This window comes from Kluyvera sichuanensis, assembly GCF_014218705.1.
GTDB classification, from domain to species: domain Bacteria; phylum Pseudomonadota; class Gammaproteobacteria; order Enterobacterales; family Enterobacteriaceae; genus Kluyvera; species Kluyvera sichuanensis.
The window spans coordinates 151,227-178,146 of sequence record NZ_JABBJF010000001.1 but is presented as its reverse complement, the minus strand read 5'-3'; the positions used below and the strand labels follow the sequence as shown (position 1 = coordinate 178,146).

Annotated in this window: 24 protein-coding genes; 11 read left to right on the top strand and 13 right to left on the bottom strand. The window is 55.2% G+C overall.

Features of this window, described 5'->3' with window-relative positions:
* Positions 1–21: 21 nt before the first annotated feature.
* The 3 genes from dbpA to HII27_RS00830 form a co-directional block, all read right to left on the bottom strand.
* Positions 22–1,395, bottom strand: coding sequence for an ATP-dependent RNA helicase DbpA (gene dbpA, locus HII27_RS00840; RefSeq protein ID WP_185666084.1), 1,374 nt, complete (start codon positions 1,393–1,395; stop codon positions 22–24).
* Between the two features lie 333 nt (positions 1,396–1,728).
* Positions 1,729–2,712, bottom strand: a complete 984-nt coding sequence (gene zntB, locus HII27_RS00835; protein ID WP_185666083.1) for a zinc transporter ZntB — start codon at positions 2,710–2,712, stop codon at positions 1,729–1,731.
* A gap of 190 nt (positions 2,713–2,902) precedes the next feature.
* A complete protein-coding gene (locus HII27_RS00830) occupies positions 2,903–4,072 on the bottom strand; it encodes a methyl-accepting chemotaxis protein (RefSeq protein ID WP_185666082.1) in 1,170 nt (389 codons plus the stop codon).
* A 365-nt stretch (positions 4,073–4,437) separates the two neighbouring features.
* Between HII27_RS00830 and HII27_RS00825 the strand changes: the two genes are divergently transcribed.
* The 5 genes from HII27_RS00825 to HII27_RS00805 all read left to right on the top strand — a co-directional run bounded on the left by HII27_RS00825 (position 4,438) and on the right by HII27_RS00805 (position 10,187).
* On the top strand, positions 4,438–6,576 hold the full coding sequence (locus tag HII27_RS00825; RefSeq protein ID WP_223883118.1) for a putative bifunctional diguanylate cyclase/phosphodiesterase: 2,139 nt from the start codon (positions 4,438–4,440) through the stop codon (positions 6,574–6,576).
* Between the two features lie 132 nt (positions 6,577–6,708).
* Complete coding sequence (locus HII27_RS00820) at positions 6,709–7,560, top strand: aldo/keto reductase (RefSeq protein ID WP_185666081.1); 852 nt, start codon at positions 6,709–6,711, stop codon at positions 7,558–7,560.
* Positions 7,561–7,579: 19 nt separating this feature from the next.
* Positions 7,580–8,569, top strand: coding sequence for an aldo/keto reductase (locus tag HII27_RS00815; RefSeq protein ID WP_185666080.1), 990 nt, complete (start codon positions 7,580–7,582; stop codon positions 8,567–8,569).
* A 190-nt stretch (positions 8,570–8,759) separates the two neighbouring features.
* On the top strand, positions 8,760–9,473 hold the full coding sequence (gene bdcA / locus HII27_RS00810) for an SDR family oxidoreductase (protein WP_185666360.1): 714 nt from the start codon (positions 8,760–8,762) through the stop codon (positions 9,471–9,473).
* A gap of 147 nt (positions 9,474–9,620) precedes the next feature.
* The gene (locus tag HII27_RS00805; RefSeq protein ID WP_185666079.1) at positions 9,621–10,187 is read left to right on the top strand and encodes a DJ-1/PfpI family protein; all 567 of its coding nucleotides are present in this window, start codon (positions 9,621–9,623) and stop codon (positions 10,185–10,187) included.
* 65 nt (positions 10,188–10,252) lie between these two features.
* Here the strand turns inward: HII27_RS00805 and HII27_RS00800 are convergent, their stop codons facing one another.
* Entirely contained in the window at positions 10,253–11,122 is an 870-nt protein-coding gene (locus HII27_RS00800) for an aldo/keto reductase (RefSeq protein WP_185666078.1), read from the bottom strand.
* A 337-nt stretch (positions 11,123–11,459) separates the two neighbouring features.
* On the opposite strand from HII27_RS00800, the gene HII27_RS00795 reads away from it, so the two are divergent.
* A complete protein-coding gene (locus HII27_RS00795; RefSeq protein ID WP_185666077.1) occupies positions 11,460–12,206 on the top strand; it encodes an SDR family oxidoreductase in 747 nt (248 codons plus the stop codon).
* Positions 12,207–12,276: 70 nt separating this feature from the next.
* Here the strand turns inward: HII27_RS00795 and HII27_RS00790 are convergent, their stop codons facing one another.
* On the bottom strand, positions 12,277–13,179 hold the full coding sequence (locus HII27_RS00790) for a LysR family transcriptional regulator (protein WP_185666076.1): 903 nt from the start codon (positions 13,177–13,179) through the stop codon (positions 12,277–12,279).
* A gap of 161 nt (positions 13,180–13,340) precedes the next feature.
* On the opposite strand from HII27_RS00790, the gene HII27_RS00785 reads away from it, so the two are divergent.
* On the top strand, positions 13,341–14,294 hold the full coding sequence (locus HII27_RS00785; protein WP_185666075.1) for an AraC family transcriptional regulator: 954 nt from the start codon (positions 13,341–13,343) through the stop codon (positions 14,292–14,294).
* 169 nt (positions 14,295–14,463) lie between these two features.
* Positions 14,464–15,831 (top strand): MFS transporter, encoded by a 1,368-nt coding sequence (locus tag HII27_RS00780; RefSeq protein WP_185666074.1) that lies wholly within the window; start codon positions 14,464–14,466, stop codon positions 15,829–15,831.
* A gap of 81 nt (positions 15,832–15,912) precedes the next feature.
* Here HII27_RS00780 and HII27_RS00775 read toward each other — a convergent pair whose 3' ends face one another.
* Positions 15,913–16,209, bottom strand: coding sequence for a DUF406 domain-containing protein (locus HII27_RS00775; RefSeq protein ID WP_185666073.1), 297 nt, complete (start codon positions 16,207–16,209; stop codon positions 15,913–15,915).
* Positions 16,210–16,611: 402 nt separating this feature from the next.
* On the opposite strand from HII27_RS00775, the gene HII27_RS00770 reads away from it, so the two are divergent.
* A complete protein-coding gene (locus HII27_RS00770; RefSeq protein WP_185666072.1) occupies positions 16,612–16,959 on the top strand; it encodes a hypothetical protein in 348 nt (115 codons plus the stop codon).
* A 537-nt stretch (positions 16,960–17,496) separates the two neighbouring features.
* On the opposite strand, the gene HII27_RS00765 is transcribed toward HII27_RS00770, so the two are convergent.
* A complete protein-coding gene (locus HII27_RS00765) occupies positions 17,497–19,113 on the bottom strand; it encodes a peptide ABC transporter substrate-binding protein (RefSeq protein ID WP_185666071.1) in 1,617 nt (538 codons plus the stop codon).
* Between the two features lie 192 nt (positions 19,114–19,305).
* Between HII27_RS00765 and mpaA the strand changes: the two genes are divergently transcribed.
* On the top strand, positions 19,306–20,025 hold the full coding sequence (gene mpaA / locus HII27_RS00760; RefSeq protein ID WP_185666070.1) for a murein tripeptide amidase MpaA: 720 nt from the start codon (positions 19,306–19,308) through the stop codon (positions 20,023–20,025).
* On the opposite strand, the gene ycjG is transcribed toward mpaA, so the two are convergent.
* Positions 20,016–20,981 carry an L-Ala-D/L-Glu epimerase gene (gene ycjG, locus HII27_RS00755; RefSeq protein ID WP_185666069.1) on the bottom strand — a complete coding sequence of 322 codons (966 nt, stop codon included), beginning with the start codon at positions 20,979–20,981 and terminating at the stop codon, positions 20,016–20,018. The two genes, mpaA and ycjG, sit on opposite strands and share 10 nt — an antisense overlap.
* Positions 20,982–21,082: 101 nt before the next feature.
* Between ycjG and tpx the strand changes: the two genes are divergently transcribed.
* Positions 21,083–21,589, top strand: coding sequence for a thiol peroxidase (gene tpx, locus HII27_RS00750; RefSeq protein ID WP_064545896.1), 507 nt, complete (start codon positions 21,083–21,085; stop codon positions 21,587–21,589).
* A gap of 47 nt (positions 21,590–21,636) precedes the next feature.
* Here the strand turns inward: tpx and tyrR are convergent, their stop codons facing one another.
* The 5 genes from tyrR to HII27_RS00725 all read right to left on the bottom strand — a co-directional run bounded on the left by tyrR (position 21,637) and on the right by HII27_RS00725 (position 26,888).
* Positions 21,637–23,181 (bottom strand): transcriptional regulator TyrR, encoded by a 1,545-nt coding sequence (tyrR, locus tag HII27_RS00745; protein WP_185666068.1) that lies wholly within the window; start codon positions 23,179–23,181, stop codon positions 21,637–21,639.
* 304 nt (positions 23,182–23,485) lie between these two features.
* Positions 23,486–24,190 carry an ABC transporter ATP-binding protein gene (locus HII27_RS00740; protein WP_185666067.1) on the bottom strand — a complete coding sequence of 235 codons (705 nt, stop codon included), beginning with the start codon at positions 24,188–24,190 and terminating at the stop codon, positions 23,486–23,488.
* Positions 24,177–25,013 carry an ABC transporter ATP-binding protein gene (locus HII27_RS00735; protein WP_185666066.1) on the bottom strand — a complete coding sequence of 279 codons (837 nt, stop codon included), beginning with the start codon at positions 25,011–25,013 and terminating at the stop codon, positions 24,177–24,179. The genes HII27_RS00740 and HII27_RS00735 overlap by 14 nt, the downstream gene beginning before the upstream one ends.
* A complete protein-coding gene (locus HII27_RS00730) occupies positions 25,006–25,839 on the bottom strand; it encodes an ABC transporter permease (RefSeq protein WP_185666065.1) in 834 nt (277 codons plus the stop codon). Before HII27_RS00730 ends, HII27_RS00735 begins: the two co-directional genes overlap by 8 nt.
* Positions 25,839–26,888 (bottom strand): ABC transporter permease, encoded by a 1,050-nt coding sequence (locus tag HII27_RS00725; RefSeq protein ID WP_223883117.1) that lies wholly within the window; start codon positions 26,886–26,888, stop codon positions 25,839–25,841. Before HII27_RS00725 ends, HII27_RS00730 begins: the two co-directional genes overlap by 1 nt.
* Positions 26,889–26,920: the final 32 nt, after the last annotated feature.

Below are 26,920 nucleotides of genomic sequence, written 5' to 3'. Positions count from 1 at the left end.
CTGAGACGCGTTATTCTGCGGTTATTTCAGCAGACGCACTCGGCAAGCCTTGCCTTTGATTTTCCCTTTCTGCAGCAGTTTCCACGCCTGATGCGCCACGCCCTCGCGTACCGCCACGTAAACGTGTGCCGGATGAACGTCGATTTTACCGATATCTGCGCCAACCAGCCCAACATCACCGGTTAACGCCCCCAGCACGTCGCCCGCACGCATTTTGGCTTTCTTACCGCCGTCGATGCACAAGGTCATCATTTCTGGCTCCAGCGGCACGATACGCGCTTTACCCGGCTCAGCGACCCAGTTGAGTTTAATTTGCAGCATTTCGGCGAGAATATTGGCGCGCTGCGCCTCTTCTGGCGCGCAGAAGCTGATGGCCAGCCCGCTGTTACCGGCACGCGCGGTACGGCCAATGCGGTGTACGTGCACTTCTGGATCCCAAGCCAGTTCGTAGTTCACGACCATCGCCAGCGATTTAATATCCAGACCGCGGGCGGCAACGTCGGTTGCGACCAAAATACGCGCGCTGCCGTTAGCAAAGCGCACCAGCGTCTGGTCACGGTCGCGTTGTTCGAGGTCGCCGTGCAGCACAATGGTGCTCTGACCCGCGGCATTCAGTTCCTCAAAGACCGCCTGACAATCTTTTTTGGTGTTACAGAACACCACGCAGGACGCAGGCTGATGCTGGCTCAGCAGTTGCTGCAACAGCACGATTTTACCGTGACGCGGCACATCGAAGAACTGCTGTTCAACGGCAGGCAACGCGTCAACGGAGTCAATTTCGATGGTTTCCGGCGAGCGCTGCACGCGGCCGCTGATGGCGGCTATTGCTTCCGGCCATGTGGCGGAGAACAGCAGCGTCTGACGAGACGCTGGTGCAAAACGAATAACTTCATCGATAGCATCACTGAATCCCATATCGAGCATGCGATCCGCTTCGTCCATCACCAGCGTTTGCAGCGCATCCAGAGAGACGGTGCCCTTTTGCAGGTGGTCAAGCAGACGGCCCGGCGTCGCTACAATAATATGTGGCGCATGCTGCAAAGAGTCGCGCTGAGCGCCGAACGGCTGGCCGCCGCACAGCGTCAGCACTTTAATATTCGGCAGATAACGGGCCAGGCGACGAATCTCACCGGCGACCTGGTCGGCCAGCTCACGGGTGGGGCACAGCACCAGCGATTGGGTCTGATAGAGACCTGCGTCCACGTGCTGAAGCAGGCCAAGACCAAATGCAGCCGTTTTACCGCTGCCGGTTTTTGCCTGCACCCGCACGTCCTTTCCCGCAAGGATGGCCGGCAGCGAGGCCGCCTGTACCGGGGTCATTGAGAGATAGCCCAGGTCATTGAGATTTTCGAGCTGGGAAGCGGGCAGGATGTTCAGGGAGGCAAAAGCGGTCACGGTGTAGTTCTCACGAATTAGGGGCTGACGTTCAGCAGGCGCGTATCCTCGCAGATCTCGCCGCGGGATGCGACAACTAATCAACGAGTGTAGCCAGGGTAGCGGAAAAAAAGATAAAAAAAAGCCGACTATTCTAAGCCGGCGTCGTACGAATCAATTGTGCTATGCAGTAATTCAAAAAAAGGAAGTAAGACAATATGGAGCGCAACGCCCATCGCTTGACGTTGCATTCACCTGCAGGAACGATATTGCCTCGATTGGGGTGCTGGTTTATTGACCTCGCTCAAATTAAGTCGTGTTATTGGCGCTTAATGGAATAAAAAAGGTGACTTTTTACAACCATTTACTGCGATGTAACCACCACGTAACACCACCAATGAGTACTACCAGCATAATACAGAAGAGGGAGAAGCCCAGATGCGATCCGCCGCCGGGAATACCCCCAAGGTTGACCCCAAACAGCCCGGTCAGGAACGTGCTGGGTAAAAAGACCATCGCCATCAGCGACATGGTGTAGGTGCGGCGCGAGAGTGACTCCTGCATCATCTGCGCAATTTCATCGGTCATCACCGCCGTCCGCGCAATGCAGCCATCAATCTCATCCAACCCGCGCCCCAGGCGATCGGCAATATCCTGCATCCGACGGCGCTGGTCGTCGGTCATCCACGATAGACGTTCGCTGGAGAGTCGGGCATAGACATCCCGTTGCGGTGCCATATAGCGACGCATCACAATCAGCTGTTTACGCAGCAGCGCCAGGAAGCCACGTGGTGGCACCTCCTGCTCCAGCAGGCTATCTTCCAGATCGATAATCTTGTCGTGCAACTGTTCGATAAATTCACTGGCATGGTCAGTCAGCGCGTCGCAGACATCCACCAGCCAGGAACCGCAGTCCGTCGGCCCGCTGCCGTCCTGAAGGTCGCTAACCACATCATCCAGCGCCAGCACTTTTCGCTGCCGTGTGGAGACGATCATGCGTTCATCTATATAGAGCCGCATTGCCACGAGTTGGTCAGGGCGTTCGTCAGTGCTGCCATTGATGCAGCGCAGCGTGATCAGCGTCCCTTCGCCTAAACGGCTGACGCGCGGGCGTAAGCTTTCGCCGGAGAGCGCGTCGCGCACCGTGTTGGGCAACAGCGGCGTTGTCGCCAGCCATTGTGCGCTGTCGGGGTGGGTGTAGTTCATGTGTAGCCAGCACGGGTTCTCTTTGCTGACGGTTTCATCATCGGTCAGGGGCCTTACGCCGCCCTGCCCGTCGAGCGTCCACGCGAATACCGCATCAGGTACGTTGAGATCAGATCCCTTTATGGCTTCCACTTCGCCTCCGGTTAGAACTATTTATCCTGTTAGTCTAGCCATCTGCGTTTGTTAAGCAATATGTGGGCGGGGCATCGCGCTGAAATGGTTCATAAAAGGGGACGGTGAAAGTTACACAGCAGTAGGCCGGATACGCAAAGCGCCATCCAGCCTACTCGTTCTTCTGAAAGCGATGAAGCGTTACCTTACGCTAAAACGACTGCCAAAAGTCCTTATCATGGCTCCCGGCCACCGCTGGTTTAAGCACCGCCGCTCCCGGCGCGGCCTCCAGCTTCCGCGGCTCATCTCCGATACGGAAGTTTTGCGTCCGTGACTGCAAGTCGATAACCTGATTTTTCAGAATATCAGACGACCGCGCCAGCTCCTCCACCACCATCCCGTTACTCTGCGTTACAGTTTCCAGCTCCGTCAGCGCCAGCGTTATCTGATCGATACCTTTCTCCTGCTCGGCGGTCGACACTGCAATCTGTTCCATCAGACTGTTCAGTTCGCCGGAACCGCTCACGATATCCTGCATATTCCGCTCAGCCTCGGCGACAATATTCGCGCCCTGCGTCACGTTATCGCTGGTGACGCTGATTAAGGTCTTAATGCTCTTCGCCGCCTCGGCGCTGCGGTGCGCCAGATTCCGCACCTCACCGGCCACTACCGAGAACCCTTTACCGTGGTCGCCTGCCCTCGCCGCTTCTACCGCCGCGTTCAGTGCCAGAATATTCGTCTGGAAAGCAATCCCATCAATCATGGCAATGATTTCCGTCATCTGTCGCGCACAGTCGGTGATCGACTGCATGTTCGTCGCCACCTCCCCCATCAACTCCCCGCCTTTACGGGCGCATCGGGTAGCTTCACCCGCCCGTTCGCTTGCCAGACGGGTGTGCTCGGCATTGTTCTTAGTACCCGCGCCGATCTCTTCCATGCTGGAGGCGGTATGCATCAGCGTAGCGGACTGCTGCTCGGTCTTCACCGCCAATTCCGCGCTGCGGTTTGCCAGCTGTTCAGACAACGTCATCGCCGTATCGGACGAAGAACGAATCTCCGCCACCAGCGTGGAGATATTATTCGATAAGCTATTGATACCCGGAATTAAGCGCCCGGCACAGTTATTACCAAATATCGGAATACGCACCGATAAATTACCATCATTAACTTCATCAATGCTGCGCTTTACGGCGTTAATCGGCGTAACAAGATATTTGGTCATATAAAGCCAGAGCGACGCCAGCGCCACTACCCAAACCAGGTTAATGGCTAAATGCAAGAATATATTCTTTGATAATATTAAGCAGATCACATCTACAATAAGGAAAACCGCCAGAATAAATACCAGGATAAACGTTCGGACGCTAATGTTTTTAAACATAATCTTTTCCCCAACACCTGTTGTGTCATTTTGTTATATCACCACAAGGGGTATTTTCCAGATTATTTCCATGTTTATAAGGAGTTTAATTGTTAGCAGTGCCAGTTTCACTTTTACCAGACAATTACGCCACCTTAAGTAAAATCAACAATCTCAACGACTAATGAAACACTTAAGCAGTGATAAAATAAGAATTATATAAAAAAGCAACACTTAACATTCATTGGCATTTCATCAAGTTTTAGCCGTACTTAATCGAGTTCAATTCAGTAAAAAGAGTCACAGGTTATTGCTATTTCGCTGTGTAAAATTCGGAATTTACTGATAGATTAATTAAACCCCCTTTATGAAAAGGTATGGATTACATGATGCTGCATGCTTCGTGGGACCCGATACTGGTCGGTATTTCATTTTTGGTGGCCTTCATTGCGTCTTTCGTTGCGCTTGATAGTGCTGCAAAAATTGCTGCGTCGAATAAAAAAGCCGCTATCTTCTGGCGCATTACCGGCGGCGCGACGCTGGGTATTGGTATTTGGTCGATGCACTTTATCGGCATGCTGGCGATGAAAATGCCAATGCCAATGAGCTATCACCTTGAGCTCACGGTTATTTCTCTGCTGGCAGCCATTATTGCCTCATCATTAGCGATTAATATCGCGGTTGCAGGCAACACGCTGTCGTTAAAACGCCTCTGCATTGCCACCGCCCTGCTCAGCTCTGGCGTCGTCACCATGCACTATGTGGGCATGGCGGCATTAATGGCCCACGATGATATCGTCTGGAGCATTCCGCTGATTATCGCCTCGGTGGTCATTGCTATCGTGGCCTCCTGCGTCGGCCTGTGGCTGGCCTTCAGCCTGCGTCTCAACAGTAAAGGCGTGCTGTTGACCCGCGTCGGCGCGGCGTTCGCCATGGGCATCGCCATTGCCGCTATGCACTACACCGGCATGAGCGCCGCCACCTTTACCGGCCACGGTCATATGATGATGGGCCACGACGCGATGGTCAGCGAAGAGGGGCTCTCGATCTGGGTGTCGGTGACCACCCTGCTGCTGCTCGGGCTGATGCTGATGATTTCGATGGTCGACTCACAGGTGCGTACCGCCCGGTTGACGGAAAACCTGCAGCGCCTTAACCAACAGTTGGAGCAACAAGCGCGCTTTGATGGCCTGACCGGGCTGGCCAACCGCAGCCAGATTGATATGCGTCTGCTGGCCTGCCTGCATCAATCCCGCCTGGCGGGTAGCACGTTTGCGCTGGTGCTGATGGATCTCGACCGCTTTAAGCTGATTAATGACGCCTGGGGTCATCACGTTGGTGATAATCTGCTGGTCTCCGTCGCCAACCGCATGAGCGCCTGCCTCAATCCCAAAATGACGCTCGCACGTATCGGCGGTGACGAGTTTATCCTGCTCGCGCCAAACTGCACTGAAGCGGAAATCACCGATATTTGCACCCGCCTGGTGGAAAGCGTCCGCCGCCCGTTCTACCACTCCGGGCAGATCCTACAGATTTCACTCAGCGTGGGAATAAGCCTCTATCCAGGCCACGGCGAAACGCCGCAGGAGCTGAAGCTCTCGGCGGATACTGCGATGTATCACGTGAAGCACAATGGCCGTAACGGCTGGGTTTTCTACCATGAATCGATGCTCGACAGTACCTGGCAAGGAGCACACTTCCTGCAGGATCTGACTCAGGCGCTGGATCGCGGCCAGTTTGAACTGTGGTATCAACCTAAGTATCACGTCAAAGAACAGCGTATTTACGGCTTTGAAGCGCTGCTGCGCTGGCGACACCCGAAAAAAGGTATCCTGCTGCCCGACGTATTCCTACCCACACTGCAAAACACCGGGTTCATTGTCCCGGTGGGCAACTGGATAGTGGAGCAAGCAAGCCAGCAGTTGCATAAGTGGAGCATTGCCGGACACGACGACTGGACGGTATCGCTGAATATCTCGCCGGTGCAGTTTGAGCAGCAGAACTTTTACGAACGGGTGTGCGAAGCGCTGGTGCGCCATCGCGTCTCCCCAACCCGCTTAACGATTGAACTGGCAGAAACCACCGCGTTACACGGCTTTGACCGCAGCGTGCAGATTTTCAACGACTTCTGCCGCATCGGCATCACCATCTCCATCGATAACTTCGGCGTGGGTTATTCCAACATGCTAGCGCTTCAGGATCTCCCCGCCGGAGAGCTGAAAATCGACAAGAGCTTTATGAAAGACATGCGAGAAAACAGTAAGCACGTCAAAATCGTCTCGACCATCATTAACATCGCTCACTCAATGAATATGGACGTCGTTGCCGAAGGTGTGGAAACGCAGGAGCAACAGCGCATCCTCAGCGGGTTGGGCTGTGATGCGCTGCAGGGCTTCTGGTTCTCCGACCCGGTGCCGGCTGAGGATATTGAGGTGATGCTGAGTAACCTGCCGCTGACCGGCGACCCGAATGCGCCAGCGGCACTGCGGCGGGATATTTCGTCCGGGAAGAAACGGCAGGCTTGAAGTCTGGCGATCGGTTTACGCCGATCGCTGGCTTATTAATGAATTTTGATCATTACCATTAGTAAATTCCCCCCTCTAATCAAATAAATCCCCACGCGCTATCCTTCTTCTACTCAGAAGAAGGATAACCCCATGCAAACAGTACAACTGAACAACGGCATTGCGATGCCGCTACAGGGCTTCGGTGTCTACCAGATGACCGATGCTGCCGAATGTGAACGCGCGGTGCTGGATGCCCTCGAGACCGGCTACCGTTTAATTGATACCGCCGCCTCCTACCAGAATGAAACCCAGGTAGGCAACGCCCTGAAGCAGAGCGGTATTGCCCGTGATGCGCTGTTTATCACCACCAAACTATGGCTGCAAGGCACCAGCTATGAAGGGGCGAAAGCACAGTTCGAGCGCTCGTTGAACCGCCTGCAGCTTGACTACGTTGACCTCTATCTTATCCATCAGCCCTTCGGCGACGTCCACGGCGCGTGGCGAGCCATGGAGGAACTGCATGAGGCGGGAAAAATCCGCGCTATTGGGGTCAGTAACTTCCAGCCAGACCGACTGGCCGACCTGATGGCCTTCAACCGCATAGCACCCGCTGTTAACCAGGTCGAAGTCAACCCGTTCAACCAGCAACTTCACGCCACGCCGTGGATGCAGAGCCGCGGCATTCAGCCGGAAGCCTGGGCACCGTTTGCCGAAGGGCGCAACGGCCTATTTGCGCATCCGGTGCTGACGGCTATCGGCAATAAATATGGCAAAAGCGTGGGCCAGGTCGTCCTGCGCTGGCTGCTCCAGCGCGGCATCGTATCGCTCGCTAAATCGGTGCGTAAGGAACGTATGGTCGAAAATTTTGCCATCAACGACTTTGCGCTTAGCGCTGACGACATGCTGCGCATTGCCGCGCTGGATACCGCCACCAGCGCCTTTTTCTCTCATCGTGACCCGGCCATCGTTGAGTGGCTGGCGGCCCGTAAACTCGACGTTTAACGTGATTAAGGATCCTGCAATGCAACAGAGAACTCTTGGCCAATCTGGCCTGAAAGTGTCCGCACTCGGTCTGGGCTGCATGGGCCTGAGCTACGGCTACGGCCCGGCAACCGATACCCGCCAGGCGGTTGAGCTTATCCGTGCCGCCGTTGAACGCGGCGTGACCTTTTTTGATACCGCAGAAGTGTACGGCCCTTATCTGAATGAAGAGGTGGTCGGCGAAGCGCTGAAGCCGTTTCGCGATCGCGTGGTGATCGCCACCAAATTCGGTTTTACTTTTGGCGATGACAACAAGCAGCAGATTTTAAACAGCCGCCCGGAACATATCCGCCAGGCGGTTGAAGGCTCGCTTAAGCGCTTAAAAACCGACGTTATTGATCTGCTCTACCAACACCGCGTGGACCCGGAAGTGCCAATTGAAGACGTGGCGGGCGTAGTGAAAGACCTGATCGCCGAAGGCAAGGTGAAACACTTTGGCCTGTCTGAAGCCGGCGCGAAAACCATTCGCCGCGCCCATGCCGTCCAACCCGTTGCCGCACTGCAAAGCGAATACTCCATGTGGTGGCGTGAGCCAGAGCGGGAAATTATTCCGCTGCTGGAAGAGTTGGGCATCGGTTTTGTGCCGTTCAGCCCGCTGGGTAAAGGCTTCCTGACCGGTGCCATCACCACCGACACCGCCTTTGGTAGCGATGATTTCCGCAGTAAAGTGCCGCGCTTCCAGGCTGAGGCCCGCGAAGCCAATGCCCAGTTGCTGACCGTGCTGGCTGACCTGGCCGCCGAGCGCGGAATTACCCCGGCACAGATTGCCCTCGCGTGGCTGCTGGCGCAGAAACCGTGGATTGCGCCGATTCCGGGCACCACCAAGTTACACCGTCTGGAAGAGAATCTGGGTGCGGCAGAGATTGTACTCGCGGCAAACGACCTGCAGAAAATCACCCAGGCGCTGGATGCGATTAAGATTGTGGGTGACCGTTATCCGGCGTCCATCCAGGCTCGCGTTGGGCGCTGATTGACCCTCCCGGCGTCGCGATGCTCGACCGGGCTACGCGACCTCGGGGAATCTCCGCGATTACCGTTCTCCACGACCACCAGTCCGCTGCGCCCAACGCGAGTGAATGAGCAGAACTATACTCCATGCTGGCAGCCTCGCCTGCCGGGTTGAAGTTCATCGTTTCGGTTCGAATATGAGGGGCGTGGTGATGACGGTATTTCAGAACAAATCGGTACTGGTTCTCGGCGGCAGTCGCGGAATTGGCGCGGCGATTGTCCGGCGCTTTCGCGCTGACGGTGCGTCGGTAATATTCAGCTATTCCGGTTCGCAAGAGGCAGCAGAACGTCTGGCAGCCGAAACGGGTAGCACCGCCGAACGGGCAGATAGCGCCGATCGCGATGCGGTTATTGCGCTGGTTCATCACAGCGGCCCGCTGGATATTCTGGTGATCAACGCCGGGATCATTCTCTTCGGCGATGCGCTCGAACAGGACAGCGATGCCGTCGACCGTCTTTTTCGCATCAATATCCATGCCCCCTATCATGCCGCCGTTGAAGCAGCGCGTCGAATGCCCGAAGGCGGACGCATCATCGTGATTGGCTCGGTGAATGGCGACCGTATGCCACTTCCCGGCCTCGCCGCGTATGCGGTCAGCAAATCAGCGTTACAAGGGTTGGCACGGGGCCTCGCTCGTGATTTTGGCCCATTAGGGATCACCGTCAACGTCGTCCAGCCCGGCCCCATTGATACCGATGCCAACCCCGAGGACGGGCCGCTTAAGGAGGTGATGCACAGCTTTATGGCGGTTAAACGTCACGGTCGCCCTGAAGAGGTGGCGGGTATGGTCGCCTGGCTCGCCGGGCCGGAAGCCGCCTTTGTCACCGGGGCGATGCACACCATCGACGGCGGATTTGGTGCCTGAGCGACAATGGGCGGCTGGCGTCAGGCCACCCTTTTTCACCGCCACATAATACATCGTCATATCCGTGACGCCGCGCGCGCTTTGCGGTTCGCTATCCCCCCGCCACCAGGCTATATCTTAGTCATCTTTACTCAACGAGGACGGGTTATGGCAGGTAAAAAGATTCTGATGCTGGTAGGCGATTATGCCGAAGATTATGAAACCATGGTGCCTTTTCAGGCGCTGCAGATGATTGGTCACCAAGTGGACGCGGTCTGCCCGGATAAGCCGAAAGGTGACTACATCATGACGGCTATTCATGATTTTGACGGCGCGCAGACCTACAGCGAAAAACCAGGGCACCGCTTTGTGCTCAACGCCGATTTTGCCAGCGTCAACGAAGCGGATTATGACGCGCTGCTGATCCCCGGCGGACGTGCGCCAGAGTACCTGCGGCTGTATGAGGCGGTGATTAAGCTGGTGCAGGCCTTTGATGTGGCGAACAAACCCATCGCCGCCGTCTGCCACGGCCCGCAGCTGCTGGCTGCTGCTGGCGTATTGAAGGGACGCACCTGTAGCGCCTATCCGGCCTGCGCCCCGGAAGTGCGGCTAAGCGGCGGGGAATATGCGGAGATTGGCATCGATCAGGCGTATGTCGATGGTAATCTGGTCACCGCCCCGGCGTGGCCTGCGCATCCGCAGTGGCTGGCGAAGTTTGCCGAGTTGCTGCGATAGCTGAAGCCAGGGTGATGACAAAACAGGCGCGAAACGGCGCCTGTTTTTTTTGATGCTAAACCCGGTCAATCGTGGATTTTTACCCCAAGACAGCCGCGTACAAATTCCGGATTAAAATGCTTCACCGCCTCGCCCACATAGCCTAAATCCAGCGCGCTAATCTGCGCCATTTCACCCTCGGTCAGCGAGAAATCCCAGATAGCAAAATTCTCTGCAATACGTTCCTGGCGGGTCGATTTAGGGATCACCGTGACGCCACGCTGCACGTTCCAGCGCAGGACCACCTGGGCAACGGTTTTTTGATGCGCCTCGGCAATCCCCTGCAGCATTTTATCTTCATGTGCCTGATGTCTGCCGCCGCCTAATGGTGCCCAGGCTTCCGGCTGAACGTTGTAGCGTTTCATGGTCTCAAGCGCTTCAGGCTGTGCAAAATAAGGGTGAAGCTCGACCTGGTTTACCATCGGCTTAACGCTAACGGTTTCACAGAAGTTGGTTAACACATGAGCATAGAAGTTCGAGACGCCAATGGCCTTCAGTTTCCCGTCAGCATATGCCTCTTCCAGCGCGCGCCAGGCGCTGAAATAGTCGCCCATCGCCTGATGCAGCAAATAGAGATCAAAATAGGCTAAGCCTGATTTTTTCAGCGACGCGTCAATACCGCCTTTTGCCGCATCCTCGTTTGCCATGTCCTGTACCCACAGCTTAGAGGTGATAAACAGCTCTTCGCGGGTGCACAGACCTTCGGCAATCGCTTCACGAACGGCATCACCCACGGCGTCTTCGTTACCGTAGACGGCGGCGGTATCAATCAGACGATAGCCCGTGCGAATAGCGGTTAACACCGACTGCTTGCATTCTTCTTTATCGGTGACCTTAAAAACGCCAAAGCCCAGCATCGGCATTTTGAGGTTGTTACTTAAAACGGAATATTCCACGGTACGGCTCCCGGCAGGTTAAAAGCTGATTTTAGGACAGAAACATCATGAGGATTAGTCGGCAATCCGTGATTTGACTTATGCAGTGAATTCATTAATCCGGATGTGTATCAGTGGTACGACGGTTATCACGCTTCGCTTACCATGGCGATATTTAGCAAACGGCGGACCATTAATTAGCTGTACTTATTTATGTTAGAAAATTACGGGTATTATCGAATGAATTTCACCCTGATAGGATGAGTCCTGCTTAACACGATAGGCCGTATAAAAGGCCGAATGCAAAGCCGTCTGCGGCACACACGTTTACTCATCATCCACCTATCAGGAGCGTAAAATGACAGATAAGATCCAGGGCAAAGTGATTGTCATCACCGGAGCTTCTAGCGGTATGGGCGAAGCCGCCGCACGCCATCTCGCCGACAAAGGCGCGAAAGTGGTGATGGCCGCTCGTCGAGCTGACCGCATCGACGCTATCGCTAACGAATTAAAGCAGCGCGGTAAAGACGCTATCGCTGTCGCAACCGATGTCACGAAACTCGCTGATGTGGAGGCGCTTATCCAGAAAGCCATCAGCACGTTTGGTCGGGTTGATGTACTGATCAACAACGCAGGGCTAATGCCACTTTCTCGTCTTGACCAGGGTAATGTGGATGAATGGAATCAGATGATTGACGTGAATTTACGGGGCGTTCTGCACGGTATCGCCGCGGTTCTACCTCATATGAAGGCGCAGAAATCAGGCCATATTATCAACACGGCCTCCGTTGCCGCCCATCTGGTTTTCCAGAGCTCAGCCGTTTATTCCGCGACCAAATTTGCCGTACGGGCATTGACTGAAGGTCTACGTCAGGAGACAGCGGCAGATAACATTCGCGCGACGCTCATCTCGCCAGGGGCAGTTAAAACCGAACTACTGGAGCATATTTCGGATAAAGACGTCCAGGCAGCAAACCGGGAGTACGTTGAAAACGTAGGCGTACCGCCTGAGACCTATGCCCGAATGGTGGCATTTGCGATTAACGAGCCGGAAGATGTTGGGGTCAGCGAAATTATTTTCCGCCCGACAGCGCAAGAGTTGTAATGCCCTACGGCCAGTACGCTGGCCGATTCGCTTTGCGGGATATTCATCCGTACTCTCATTCGAGGAACACTCAACGTGGTGGGTAACGCAGGTTCTTTAGCGCATCCAGCACCAGCAAAAATGCGGGGGAATGGTGACGTCTGTCCGGGTAATACAAATGATACCCCGGCATGAGCGGGCTCCAGGCCTCCAGCACACGTATCAGCGTCCCTTCTCTGATGTCATTTGCCACAACATCCTCTGGAATGCAGCAGAGTCCGCTTCCGACTCGTACCGCATTGAGCATGAGTTCCAGGCTGTTTACGATCAACTGCCCTTCCACTTTCACACTTAAGGTATCGCCATTGTGGTCAAACTCCCAGGCATACAGCCCACCGTAGGTCGGAAGACGTAAATTGATGCAGTTATGGCGGGTCAGGTCCTGAAGTACCTGGGGTTCAGGATAGCGTGAAAAATAATCAGCAGAACCTACAACCGCCATACGGATGTCCGGACTTATCCGCGTCGCGATCATGTCCCTGGCAACCTGCTCCCCCAGCCTGACTCCGGCATCAAAGCGCTCCGCAACGATGTCTTCCAGAGAGTCATTAACCGAGATTTCAACGTGGATGTCCGGGTTATCCCTTAGTAGTTGTCGAAGGCCGGGTTCAATCACTGAGATCGCGGCATGGGCCGCTGCAGCAATCCTGACCGTACCCGCCGGTCTTTGTCGCATCCCCTTTAGCATATTCACAGCATGAACAATTTCATCGAGTTTAGGCCCGAGATTACTGAGCAAAAACTCGCCAGCCTCCGTCAGCGAAACGCTGCGAGTTGTACGCGTCAATAGCCGCACTTCCAGTCTCGCCTCAAGATTCCGGATTGTCTGGCTTAATGCCGATTGCGACACTCCCATTTTAGCGGCCGCTCGGGTGAAGCTACGTTCACTGGCAACCAGCGCAAACGCGGCCAGCTCATTAAAGTTTTCCATCATTAAGAAGCCTTACTAATGACTATGACTGCAATCATCGCTTCATTCTTATTAATATGGAAGTGCTAATGCCGCTCATGGGCAATGAGAAATGACCATTAGAGTGGCCCCGCTAACTCTTTTTACCCTATCATGCCGTTTTTTAGCTTATGGAGAAGGCCGTCATGGACCCTTTATCAGACGTACTGCAGCTTCTTTCCGCCCGCAGTTATATCACCAGCGGGCAGTCAGCCGGTGAGTGCTGGTCCATGCGCTACCCCGGTTTTTCCGGGATGAAATTTATCGCGCTGCGCAAAGGTACATTGTGGTTCCGGCTGGAAAGTGAATCAGCCTGGCGAAAACTCACCGCGGGAGACGGGGTGATTCTTACGCGTTCGGCCCCTTTTATTATGGCCTCTGACCCTGAACTCGAGCCCATAAATTCTGAACAGGTCCCTTATCAGAAGCGCAATGGTATCGCTGACTATGGCGGCGACGAAAGCCTATTGCTGGCCGGAAAGATGGAGATCGACCAGACTGGTGCCGGGCAACTGCTGGACGCCCTCCCGGTGATTATTCCCATCAATACCGGTTCAGAATCCTCCTCTACCCTCAACTGGCTGATGGCGCGACTCCACGAGGAAAATATGTCACTGCGTCCGGGCGCGTCACTCGCTGGCAACCATCTGATGCAACTGGTCATGATTGAAGGGATCCGAAGTTGGATTTTATCGGAAGAGCAGGCCTTGAACGGGTGGCTGGGTGCGCTACGCGATAGTCGGATCCTCGCGGCCCTGGTAGCGATACATGCCGAGCCGGAAAAGCCGTGGCAGCTTGCAGAGCTAGCCGCAATTTCAGGGATGTCGCGCGCAGGTTTCTCCAGACGATTTACCGAGTCGGCAGGAACTTCACCGTTGAATTATCTGACTCGCTGGCGGATGCACATCGCCAGCAGAGCGCTTCGACTGACCAAAGAACCGGTAAAACAACTGGCCTGGCGATTAGGGTATGCTGCTGAGAGTACGTTTTGCACCGCATTCAAGCGAATCTATGGCGAGTCCCCCACAGCGCATCGCGCAGCGTACCTTGAAGGCCCCGTTTACCCTCTGCATGCTTTTCATTCAATCGACCCAAAATGAGATTTTGACAAAATAAATATGGATTATTGATTATTAATAATCTCATAAGATGGCGATACCCTTTTACGGTAAGTTTTGCTGCTTTTTATCAGAGAGACCTGATACTCAGTGGCCGTTTTAACCCTGTCTGCGGATAACGCCGGCAGCACCGTAATGAAATGGGAAATATATGGCCAGTCAAACGACGGCGCAAAAGCGCCTGTTTACCTTTGCATCCTGCCTGGGAATCGTGCTTGTTCAGCTTGATGTCAGTATCGTGAACGTCGGGTTGCATTCGCTTAAAGTGGCCTATGACGCCACCGTGTCTGACCTGGAGTGGGTCATTAATGCCTATGCCCTTGTCTTCGCCGCGCTGATGCTGAGTTCAGGAAGCCTGGTCGATCGGTTTGGTTCTAAACAAACCTTTATCACCGGGGTCGCCATCTTCATTTTCGCCTCGGTCTGCTGCGCCCTATCCCCGACGATTTACTGGCTTGACCTTATGCGGGGAGTCCAGGGCATTGGCGCAGCGTTACTGCTGCCAAGCTCTTTGACGCTGCTTCGGCAATATTTCGCCAATGCCCGTGAGCGATCGGCGGCTATTGCCATGTGGGCCGCCGCGGGCTCTCTGGCACTGGTAGCAGGCCCTGTTGTCGGCGGTGTGTTAATTAAATACTGCGGCTGGAAAAGCATTTTTCTTATTAACTTTCCGCTGGGGCTCGTCAGTATCGCACTTATTCAGTCCCTGGCGCCGGTTAGCCCAATTGCCCCTGTACGCATTAATTTTCTGAACCAATCTTTTATCGCTGCAAGCCTGGCCCTGCTGACATTTACGCTCACCGAAGCGGGACAATACGGCTGGAGCAGCCCCATTATTCTGACCACACTCGTGCTGGGGATACTGCTGCTGGTGTCCAATAGACGCATGGATAAACATTCACCGAATCCGGTCATCGCCCGGGACGTGCTCTCCAGTAAATATATCCCGAGTGCGGTCATGGTCGGCTTCCTGTGCAATCTGGTTTTCTATGGCGCGGTATTTATCTTCAGTATTTTCTTCCAGAATCAGCTGCATTTGTCCGCACTGGATACCGGGATTGCCTTTATGCCGATGATGGCCGTCACCGCGCTGGTAAATTTTTCATCGAAATGGTTTTCTTCATGGTATTCCATCAGGAGGCTGTCTCTTCTGGGCAGCGGGATCAGTATGCTGGGGTTTATCATTGTGATGTTCGTTTCGCCAGCGTGGAGCGCATACCAACTCTTTATTCCCATGGTCCTCCTCGGTAGCGGAACCTCCTTTGCCATGCCAATCATGACCAACCTGATATTGTCGCAAGCGTCTCATCAATCCGCCGGTTCAGCGTCAGCGTTTTTTAACTGCGCCAGGCAAATGGGGGGCGTCAGCGGTGTAGCCATTTTTGGGTTACTTCTGAATGCGGAGTCGGACATGACGCAGGGCTTGAGAACGGTGGCATTTGCCGCTGCGGTGATGACGGTAATCTGGATTATTGTGGGCTATCGAAAGCTGCCAGCCTGTAAATTAAGCGAATTATAACGCAAAAAGACAGGTAAGCGTTTCCGCCTTACCTGTCTTTCTGAAAGACGCTTCCCGATGAGAATGACGGGAACGCTACGCTTAGAATGCCGATCTCAATGATAATTCAAAAATAATCATTTCAGCCTGGCAAGAGAAGGTCACTGAAGCAGTCAGCTTCACGTCGTTATCGGCTTTCACAACCTGATAAGTCACCACAGCGTCTTCATCCGATGACGCTGCTGCGGCTAGTTTCTTAATCTTAGCCACGGCGAGCTCGGCTTCATTTTCCGATGGGAAGATACGCTCAATAACGCTGGTACAATTATCATTCTCAATGATGGTGCCAATATCGATTGCACACCCTTTGGTACTGCATTTATCCACTACGTCTTTCATGATGATAACCTCGTATGTTTCCTCCCAAGATAAGACTCTGCCGATGGAAAGTCCAACCATTAATAGGGTTAAAGATTACCGTTTTTGAGATTAAACGCTGTTTATCTGCAATAAAGTCGATTTTATTGCTTAACCTGAGCAAATGTCTGATGTTTTCATCCTATCCGTTGGTTGCGCGTAATCGCAGTATCGTGCACATCATCAACCCGTGTTCGGATACCTATTCATAACCATCACCGAACTGGGCCGACCGTACCATCTGGCTATATTCGATGACTCCCGCACCGAGTGATAAATACCAGGAATACGTAGTTACTGTCATAATTACATCCAATATATTATTTAAGTCATATTCTCAACAGATATATAATCATGACTTATTCTTCAAACAAGGTTAATAAAATGAAAAAACTATTAGTTTTACTGCTCGCTTTCGCATCATATGGTGCAAATGCACAATGCATTGGCACCGATGCGTTATCGACTTGTTATGATAACAATGGAAATACCTACACTGTTAATCGTATGGGTAATACCACCATAGTAAATGGAAACTCGGCGAACGGTACCAGTTGGTCTCAGACCTCCAAAACCATAGGAAATAGCACTTACACTAACGGCACAGCCGCAGATGGTGAGAGTTGGAACGAAACACAGACCAATATGGGTGGAGGTAATCGAATTATTTCGGGAACGAACTCACAAGGTGAATCGTACTATCACAATTGTAATCAATATGGTTGCAATTAGTTAATATTTCTCATGCAGGGCTATATTTAAATTTTCAAAAATGAGAAATCTTGATAAATAAAAATAACATTTAAATGGCCTATCCACTGAGGATTTAAGACCAGTTTCTCAATTAAATACTACTTGAAATAACAACTAACCGTTACAAAACGGTCCTGCACCATCGCATTACATTTTTCGGTAAGGTTAATGAATGAAAAAGATAATAGCACTATTACTGGTTGCCGCTTTCGGCATGATCTCAGCTTCTACGATGGCCTGCCCTAAAGGCACACATCCGCATGGAGGCACGGGTTCTCACCATAAAGGTGGGACTTGTTACTAAAATTCGGGGTGGCTTCGGTCACCCGTTTTACCTCCTTTGCCTGAGATTTAAAAAAGCCCCTTAACGGGGCTTGAGTTCGGTTTAGTAGCCGGCTTGAGGCTAATTTTATTTGTTATAAGCTATCAGCATTAATTTTAGGTACTGGCGCTGTAATCCGCGCCAGCTCTAGTTTTAGATGAGGTTAACGAAGGTTATCAGGAGCATGTATTCAACTAGTGCTTCACGATATACATCGTATGCGTATAAGCCACGTCTTCCGGATTGGTGATCGGGTAGCCTTTTACCCACGGCTTGATCAACCGTCCGTTGGTGTACTGGTAGATAGGCGCAATAGGCGCTTTCTCGGCCAGAATTTTCTCGGCGGTGTTGTAGTCCGCGTTACGCGCCTCGGCCGTGTTCTCCAGCGTCGCCTGGCGGATCACCTTGTCATACGCCGGGTCGCTGAAACGGGAAATGTTGCCGGTGTTGGTGGAGGTCAGCAGCGACAGGAAGGTTGACGGCTCGTTGTAATCGCCCACCCACGACGCACGAATCACGTCGAAATTACCGGTGTTACGGCTATCGATATAGGTTTTCCACTCCTGGTTTTGCAGCTTCACGTCAACGCCGAGGTTTTTCTTCCACATCGATGCCACCGCAATCGCGATTTTCTGGTGGTTTTCCGAGGTGTTGTACAACAGCGTCAGCTTCAGCGGACGATTTGGGCCGTAGCCTGCCGCCTGCAGCAGCATCTTCGCCTGCGCGTTCAGTTCGGCCTGGCTGCTTTGCGCCATCTCTGAGGTCTGCGGCTTAAAGCCAGCGGTCACATCAGGGGTAAAGCGCCATGCCGGTTTCTCACCGGTGCCTAAGACCTTCTCAGCGATAATCCGGCGGTCGATGGTCATGCTCAGCGCCAGACGCACACGCGCATCGGCGGTTGGCCCTTTTTGGGTGTTGAACGCGTAGTAATAGGTACCCAGCTGCGCCGGCGTATAGACCTGGCCCGGCAGCTCTTTGAGTAGCTTCTGATACTGGTTTTTCGGGAAGGATTCGGTGATATCAATATCACCCGCCAGGTAGCGTTTGGTGGCGGAGGACTCCTGGTTTATCGGGATGAAGGTGACTTTCTGAATAACCGTCTTCGCGTTATCCCAATAGTGCTTGTTCGGTACCGCTACCAGCTTCTCATTCACCACGCGGTCTGCCAGCACGTAGGCACCGTTGCCAATAAGCTTACCTGGACGCGTCCAGTTTTTATCACTCTCGACGTTGGCTTTATTGACTGGATAGAGCGAGAAGTTGGCGGTCAGGTTCACAAACCACGGCAGCGGTTTATCCAGCTGAACGCGCAGGGTGTGGGCATCCACCGCGGTGACCCCCAGCGTCTCCGGTTTGGCTTTACCGTCGATAATATCCTGAGCGTTAGTGATACCAGCTAGCGCGGCAAACCAGGCAAACGGCGAGGTGGTTTTCGGATCAACCAGACGCTGCCAACTGTAAACGAAGTCCTGCGCCGTGACCGGCGTACCGTCGGACCATTTTGCATCATTGCGCAGGGTAAATGTCCAGATACGCTGATCGTTCGTCTGCCAGCGGGTGGCGACGCCTGGAATGATATTGCCGTTGGCATCCTGGTTCACCAGCCCTTCAAACAGATCGCGAATGACCTGAATCTCCGGCAGCCCCACCGCCTTTGCGGGATCTAATGAAGCGGGTTCATCTTTAATATGACGAACCAGCTCCTGCTGCTTCGCCAGCACCGTCCCAGCGGGAACGTCGGCCGCGACGGCGATAGAACTCAGACCTGAAAGCAAGACGGCGCAACAGGTCAAGGTGAACGGTAACTTCATGTCATCCCCTTAAAATTGGCAAACCCACACAACTTGATGAAAATATTATTTGTTTCAGTCGCGGTAATTGCAAACAACATGTCACATAAACTTGATATGTCACCAGCAATATCTATCAGGGAAACTATTTGATTCGCGGCGATTTTTGCACAACACTGCTCAATATCCCCATTGCGTATCAGGACTCAGCGTATGTCATCCACCCGCCCTCGCGCCCAGCGCGGCGCGTTCCCGCCCGGAACACAACACTATGGTCGTTCTCTGCTTGGGGCTCCGCTCATCTGGTTTCCCGCCCCATTGGCTGGCCCGCAGAGCGGTTTGATCATTGCCGGCACGCACGGTGATGAAAACGCCTCGGTCGTCACCCTTTCCTGCGCGCTGCGTACGCTGGCCCCGGACCTTCGCCGCCACCACGTGGTGCTGGCGGTAAACCCGGACGGCTGTCAGTTGGGTCTGCGGGCGAACGCAAACGGCGTGGATCTGAACCGCAACTTCCCGTCGGCAAACTGGAAGGCGGGCGACACGGTGTACCGCTGGAACAGCGCGGCGGAACAACGCGACGTGGTGTTGCAGACCGGTAGCCGCCCCGGCTCCGAACCGGAGAGCCGGGCGCTTTGTCAGCTGATTCATCAGATTAACCCAGCGTGGGTAGTGTCGTTCCACGATCCGCTGGCCTGCATTGAGGACAGCCGTCACAGCGAGCTGGGGCAATGGCTTGCCGAGGCGTTCAGCCTGCCACTGGTCAGCAGCGTCGGTTATGAAACGCCAGGGTCGTTTGGCAGCTGGTGCGCCGATATTGGCCTGCACTGTATCACCGCCGAGTTCCCTCCTGTCTCCTCCGACGAGGCCAGTGAGAAGTATCTGGCGGCGATGACGGCGCTGCTGCACTGGCAGTCAGCGCATCACAAGTGAAGCTCACCGCAGGTAAAACGCAGCGCCGGTTCGGCATCGGCGGCAAGCCAGGTCGGGCCGTCGAGGTCGGCAAAGCGAACCTGCGGTGCCAGCGGTAGCGCGGCTTCAATGGCCCGCGAGGTACACAGCATGCAGCCGAGCATCAGCGCAAAGCCCTGCGCTTTGGCCTCGGCGGCCAGCGCCAACGCTTCGGTCAGGCCTCCGGTTTTATCGAGTTTAATGTTCACCATCTCATAGCGCTCGCGCAGCACGGGCAAATCTTCCCGGGTATGGCAGCTTTCATCGGCACAAATCGGCAACGGATGGATAAAGTGGCTAAGCGCCTCGTCTTCGCCCACCGGTAAAGGTTGTTCGAGCATCGCGACGTTCAAATCCGCCAGCAGCTGGCAGCGCGCGGCAAGCCCATCGCCGTGCCAGGATTCATTGGCATCAACAATCAGCGTGGCATCCGGCGCGGCGGCGCGAATCGCCACCATCCTTTCACAAATAAAATGGTTATCCAGCTTCACTTTGAGCAATCGGGCACCGCTTTCATACAGGGCCTTTGCGCTAGCGGCCATTTGCTCTGGGGTACCAATGACTACCGTTTGGGCAGTCGTAAGGGTGTCAGGTAGGCGAACACCTAACTGCGTGACAACGTCACTTTTCAACAAGTGCGTTTCCAGACTCCAGAGCGCGCAGTCGATCGCATTTCGCGCGGCCCCGGCCGGCAGCAGCGTGGCCAGCTGTTCGCAGGTTAACCCCTGTTCCAGCTGTTCGCCCAGCGCCATGATTTGCGCCATCACCGAAGCGACGCTTTCGCCGTAGCGCGGATACGGCGTGCACTCACCCACCCCTTTTACGCCATCCTGCTCCAGTTCGACCACCACGACCTTCGCTTCACTGCGGCTACCGCGTGCGATAACGAAAGGGGTATGCAATGGCCAGGCTTCTTCGAAGACTCGCAGCTTTCTCATTTTTTGCTCCTTACAATCAGGCGTAAATAGGGTTTGCCGTGTTAACACCTGTTGTCATACACTAGGGTTGACGTTAACTATATGTAAACAGGAAGATAATCATGTCGCAAACCGTACATTTCCAGGGCAATCCCGTTGCTGTTCAAGGTTCTATCCCACAGGCGGGCGATAAAGCTCAACCGTTTACGCTGGTGGCAAAAGATCTGTCAGACGTCACCCTCGGCCAGTTCGCGGGCAAACGTAAAGTTCTGAACATTTTCCCAAGCATCGATACCGGCGTCTGCGCGGCATCTGTGCGTAAATTCAACCAACTGGCTGGCGAGCTGGCCAACACCGTGGTGTTGTGCGTTTCCGCCGACCTGCCGTTCGCGCAGTCTCGCTTCTGCGGCGCAGAAGGCCTGAGCAACGTAGTTACTCTGTCTACCCTGCGTGCTCCAGAATTCCTGCAGACCTACGGCGTAGGCATCGCAGACGGCGCACTGAAAGGTCTGGCGGCACGTGCTGTTGTGGTTATCGATGAAAACGACAACGTGGTCTACAGCGAGCTGGTGAACGAAATCACCAACGAGCCAGACTACGATGCGGCACTGGCTGCCCTGAAAGCGTAATCACCGCACCGCAAAAGACAAACAGCCTCTTTTCAGAGGCTGTTTTTTTATGACTCTTCGCCCTTCTTGTTGCTCAGGCCATATTCCCGCAATTTATTGGCAATCGCCGTGTGCGATACGCCCAGACGCTTGGCAAGTTTTCGAGTGCTTGGATAGCTGCGATAAAGCTGCGTCAGCACCGAACGTTCAAAGCGACGAGTAATATCGTCCAGCGAGCCTTCCATCGCCTCTTCCCCTACCGCCGCGCTTGATACATCGTGATCCGGTAGCAGTACGTCCTGCGGACGCAGTTCGTAGCCTTCGAGCTGGGTCAGCGCACGGTACACCGCGTTCTTCAGCTGGCGAACGTTGCCCGGCCAGCCGTAGCGGGTGAGTACGGTATTGAGATCGGCAGAAAGTTTCGGACGGGAGATCCCCTGCTCATCGGCAAAGCGCGCCACAAACAGTTCGGTCAGCGGCATGATGTCCTGTGGACGATCGCGCAGCGGCGGCAGGTTAAGGGTTAACACGTTAAGGCGATAGTAGAGATCCTCGCGGAACAGCCCTTTTTGCACCAGCTCCACCAGGTTTTTCTGGGTGGCGCAGATAACGCGAACGTCGACATGCACTTCATGATCTTCACCTACGCGGCGGAAGGTGCCATCGTTGAGGAAACGCAGCAGTTTGGTCTGCATGCGCGGCGACATTTCACCAATTTCATCCAGCAGCACCGAGCCGCCGTTAGCCTGTTCGAAGAACCCTTTTTTACCCTCAGCGGCATCACCGAACAGCTCGCTCTCAACCGCATCTTCCGGAATGGAGCCGCAATTCAGCGCCAGGTACGGCTTCGCTGCACGCGGGCTTGCCAGGTGACAGGCGTGGGCCAGCAGATCTTTACCGGTGCCGGTTTCCCCGACGATCAGCAATGGCGCAGTCAGCAGCGCCAGCTTGCGCGCCTGATCCACCACCTGACGCATACGCGGGCTAACGCCCACAATCTGGCTGAACGCGCTAACGTCCTGGGTGGTCATGGTTTGCAGCTGGCGGCCCATACGCAGCGTGGAGCGTAGCATTAGCACCGCCCCGGCCAGCACACGGGCGTCGTTTTCGCCGCTCAGGTAGACCGGCGTGGCTTCCAGCAGGAAGTTCTGCCCGTGGATCACCACGTGTTCGGCATGAGACTCCACTTCGTCGCTTTCGAACCAGCGCGGGAAGTTAAAGCCGCTAATTAGCTGCGCCACGTTGTGGTTGCGCATTTTATCCTGGCTCATGCCAAACAGCTGGCAGCTCGCCGGGTTAGCGCGTTCGATTTTGCTGCGCGTATCCAGCGACAATACTGGCTCCGGCATCGCTTCCAGCAGCGCGCTCAGCGCCAGATGTTCACGTTCGGAGGGCATCCACGGGACGGTACGAACGTCGGTCACGCCCGCAATGCGGCGGATTTCCGCCATCAGGCTGCTGAAGCTGGTGAAATCCAGCTCCGCAAAATTAAGGTAGATTCGGCCAACAGGGTCGATATCGATACCGCGCAGGTCAATGCCGCGTAGCACCAGAAGATCGAGCAGTTCACGGGTCAGACCGAGACGGTCTTCACAAAAGACTTCAAGACGCATGGGAGTGTTCACCCTTATAAGCCAAAGACGTATGAATAATAAGACACTTATTCGCTGGCGTGAAGATGAGTGTCAACAATTATTGACAGTATGGCGGAAAAATGGGCGTTGTGCCGTAAAGTTATGCGTTCAATTAATAAACCGCACTTAACGGTCCCCTCGCCCCTCTGGGGAGAGGGCTAGGGTGAGGGGACGGCACGATAGCCAATCCGTAATGAGATGATTGTAGCGGCGGTGGATTAACCCTCACCCCAACCCTCTCCCTTAAAGGGAGAGGGGGCAGATTGTGCCAGGATGTTAAAAATTACCCCATTCGATGCTCGCCACGCTCCAGCGCGTTACGGTCGAAGAAACGCTGAATCATCCCACCCGCCATAAAGGCCGCGCGGTCGGACATATGCGCAATCACATCCGCATCGTGACTCACCAGCAGATAGGTCATACCGTGGTCCTGCTTCAAGCGGTTGAGCAGGTTCAGGATCTCCGCCTGCACCGACATATCCAGCGCCGAGGTGGGTTCGTCGAGCAGCAGGATTTTTGGCCGCAGCAGCAGCGCGCGGGCAATCGCCACGCGCTGACGCTGGCCGCCGGAAAGCTGATGCGGATAGCGGCTGGCGGCATCGGCGGGCAACCCCACCTGCTCCAGCGCCGTCTGCACTCGTGCTTCAATGTCCGTTTCACCATGAATACTCAGCGGCTCGGCCAGCGTACGCCACAACGTATGGTTCGGATGTAGCGAAGCGTACGGGTCCTGGAAAACCATCTGCACGTTGCGGCGCAGTTCACCCTGGAAGCGTGCACCGGGGGTGATCGGTTTATCGAACAGCGAAACCAGCCCGCCCCACTCGCGCTGCAGCCCAGCGATAACCCGCAGAATGGTCGATTTCCCGCAGCCGGATTCCCCAATCAGGCTGAAGGTTTCGCCAGCGTTGACGTGGAAACTGGCCGCCGACACCGCCGTTTTCTCGCCAAACGTCACCTGTAACGCCTGAATATCAACGATCGCCATGCGCCGTCTCCTCAAAGTTCTGACTGCGATCCAGCGTCGGCAGCATCTGACCATAGGTCTGCGCGTTCGGGCGGCAGGTCCACAAGGTGCGGGTGTAAGGGTGCGTGGCCTGCGGTAAATCGCGTGCCGCCATCTCATCCACGCCGTTACCCTGATACATCACCAATACCCGGTCGCAGTGCTGAGCCACCAGCGGTAAATCGTGGCTAATCAGCAGCATCGCCATCTGCCGCTGTTCGCACTGCGCCACCAGCAGCTCGAGGATCTGATTACGCAGACGGGCATCCAGCGCCGAGGTGGGTTCATCGGCAATCAGGACTTTAGGGTCGTTAATCAGCGCAATGGCAATCATCACCCGCTGGCCCATGCCGCCGGACAGTTCGCCCGGATAGCGGTTCAGCACCGCCACGTCGAGCCCCATCGCCAGCACCGCGGACTCACACTTTTCCTGCCGCTCGCGGCGGTTCAGCCGCTGATGGAGAGTGAGCGCCTCTTCCAGTTGCTCACGTACCGTTTTCACCGGGTTCAGCGCATAGCGAGGGTCTTGCAGCACCATGGCGATGTCGTTGCCCCGCAGCGCACGCCAGCCGCGCGCATTCAGGGAGAGCACATCATGGCCAAGCACGTTGAGACGGTCGGCGCTGACGATACCCGGCTTGCGCACCAGCCCCATCAACGCCCGCGCGGTCATCGACTTGCCGGAGCCGGATTCCCCCACCAGCGCCAGTCGCTCATTGCCGAGCGTGAAGCTCATATTGTTGACCACCCGCGCGCGGGGATAATCAATATTCAGCCCCTGTACGGAAAGGCGTTGCTCAGTCATGTTGCGGCTCCAGAACGTCACGTAAACCATCGCCCAGCAGGTTAAACGCCAGGCTGGCAATCAGAATCGCCGCACCTGGTGCGGCGGCAATCCACCACTGATCAAAGATCACCTGCATGCCATCGGCAATCATCGCCCCCCACTCCGCCATCGGCGGGCGTGCGCCCAGGCCGAGGAAGCCTAAACCCGCAGCGGCCAGAATGATCCCCGCCAGATCCAGCGCCAGACGTACGATCGCCGACGGCAGACACAGCGGCAGAATATGGCCGATCAGCAGGCGCAGGCCGCGAATCCCCATCATTTCGGCGGCGGCTAAATAGTCGCTATGCCGCAGACGCTGGATTTCACTGCGCGCCTGTCGTGCATAGGCAGGCCAGGTGGTCAGCGCCAGCGCTAACGCGCCGTTAACCAACCCTGGGCCCAGCATCGCCACGAAGGCAAAGGCCAGAATCAGGCGCGGCATCGACATCACCACGTCGGTAAAACGCATCAGAATGCGCTCCAGCCAGCCGCCGTAATAGCCGGAAAGAATGCCAATCAGCAGCCCAACCGGCAGCGTAATCACCGTCACCAGCGCCACCAGCCCCAGTGCCGGACGAGTACCGTAAATCAGCCTTGAGAGCAGGTCGCGCCCGTAGCTGTCGGTGCCGAGCCAATGCTGCGCGTTGGGCATTTGCAAACGCGCGGCGGCGTCCTGCCAGTTGGGATCCTGCGGCGCAAGCCACGGCGCCAACAACGCCGTCAGTACCAGCAGGGCAATAATAATCAGCCCGCAGCAGGCCGCAGGCGAGCGCAGTAATCGGCGCAAAAACAGAGATGATGGCATCAGCGAACCCTCGGGTCGGTCAGCCGCACCAGCACATCGGTGAGGTTATTAATCAATACAAAACAAACGCCAATCAGCAGCGTTCCCCCCATTATTGCCGCCGTATCGCCAGCGAACAGCGCCGTCGTCAGGTAGCGGCCAATCCCCGGCCAGGAGAACACCGTCTCGGTCAGCACCGCGCCCTCTAGCATTGAGGTATAGGCCAGCGCGATGACCGTCAGCAGCGTACCGCGGATATTCGGCAGCACGTGACGCAGCAGAATGCTCATCTCACCTGCCCCTTTGGCGCGTGCCAGCAGGATGTACTCTTTGTTCATCTCGCTCAGGCAGGCGGAACGCGTGAGGCGCGTGATACTGGCCAGCGAATAGTAGGCCAGCAGCAGCACCGGCAGCACCAGATGGCTGAACGCGTTGCGGAAAGCCTCTTTGTCGCCGGAAAGCCAGGTATCAATCAACGCAAAACCGGTTTTGGGTTCGATGGTGAACTGGTAGATGTCGTCGAGCCGACCGGGGCCAGGGCTCCACTGCAGCTTCGCGTAGAACAGCGCCAGCATCAGCAGCCCGAGCCAGAAAATCGGCACCGAGTTACCCAACAGCGTCAGCGTTCGTACGGCAAAATCCCAGGGGGAACCCGCGTAGCGGGCGCAGAGGACGCCAGCAATCACGCCGAACACCGCGCCGATAACCAGCGCCAGCGTGGCGAGTTCAAGCGTTGCGGGAAAGGCGGCCAGCAGATCGTGCAGCACCGGTTGCCCGGTGGCGCTGGCGGTGCCGAGATCGCCATGGAACAGGTTAACCAGATAGTGCCAGAACTGTACCGGTAGAGAACGGTCAAGGCCCAACTGATGGCGAACCTGATCGTAGGTCGACTGGCTGGCGTGGTCGCCAACAATTTGCAGCACGCGGTCAACGGGTGAAAGCGCAGAGAGCGCAAAGGTGACAAGCAACAGCCCCAGCAGCGTGAGCGCGAGTGTTAGCAAGCCCTGAAAAAGCGCAGACAGTAACCGACGCGTTCGCAGCGCGGTGGGATTCGGTAAAGCGGCGGGCATGGGTATTTCCGTATATCAACGAGAAAACGACA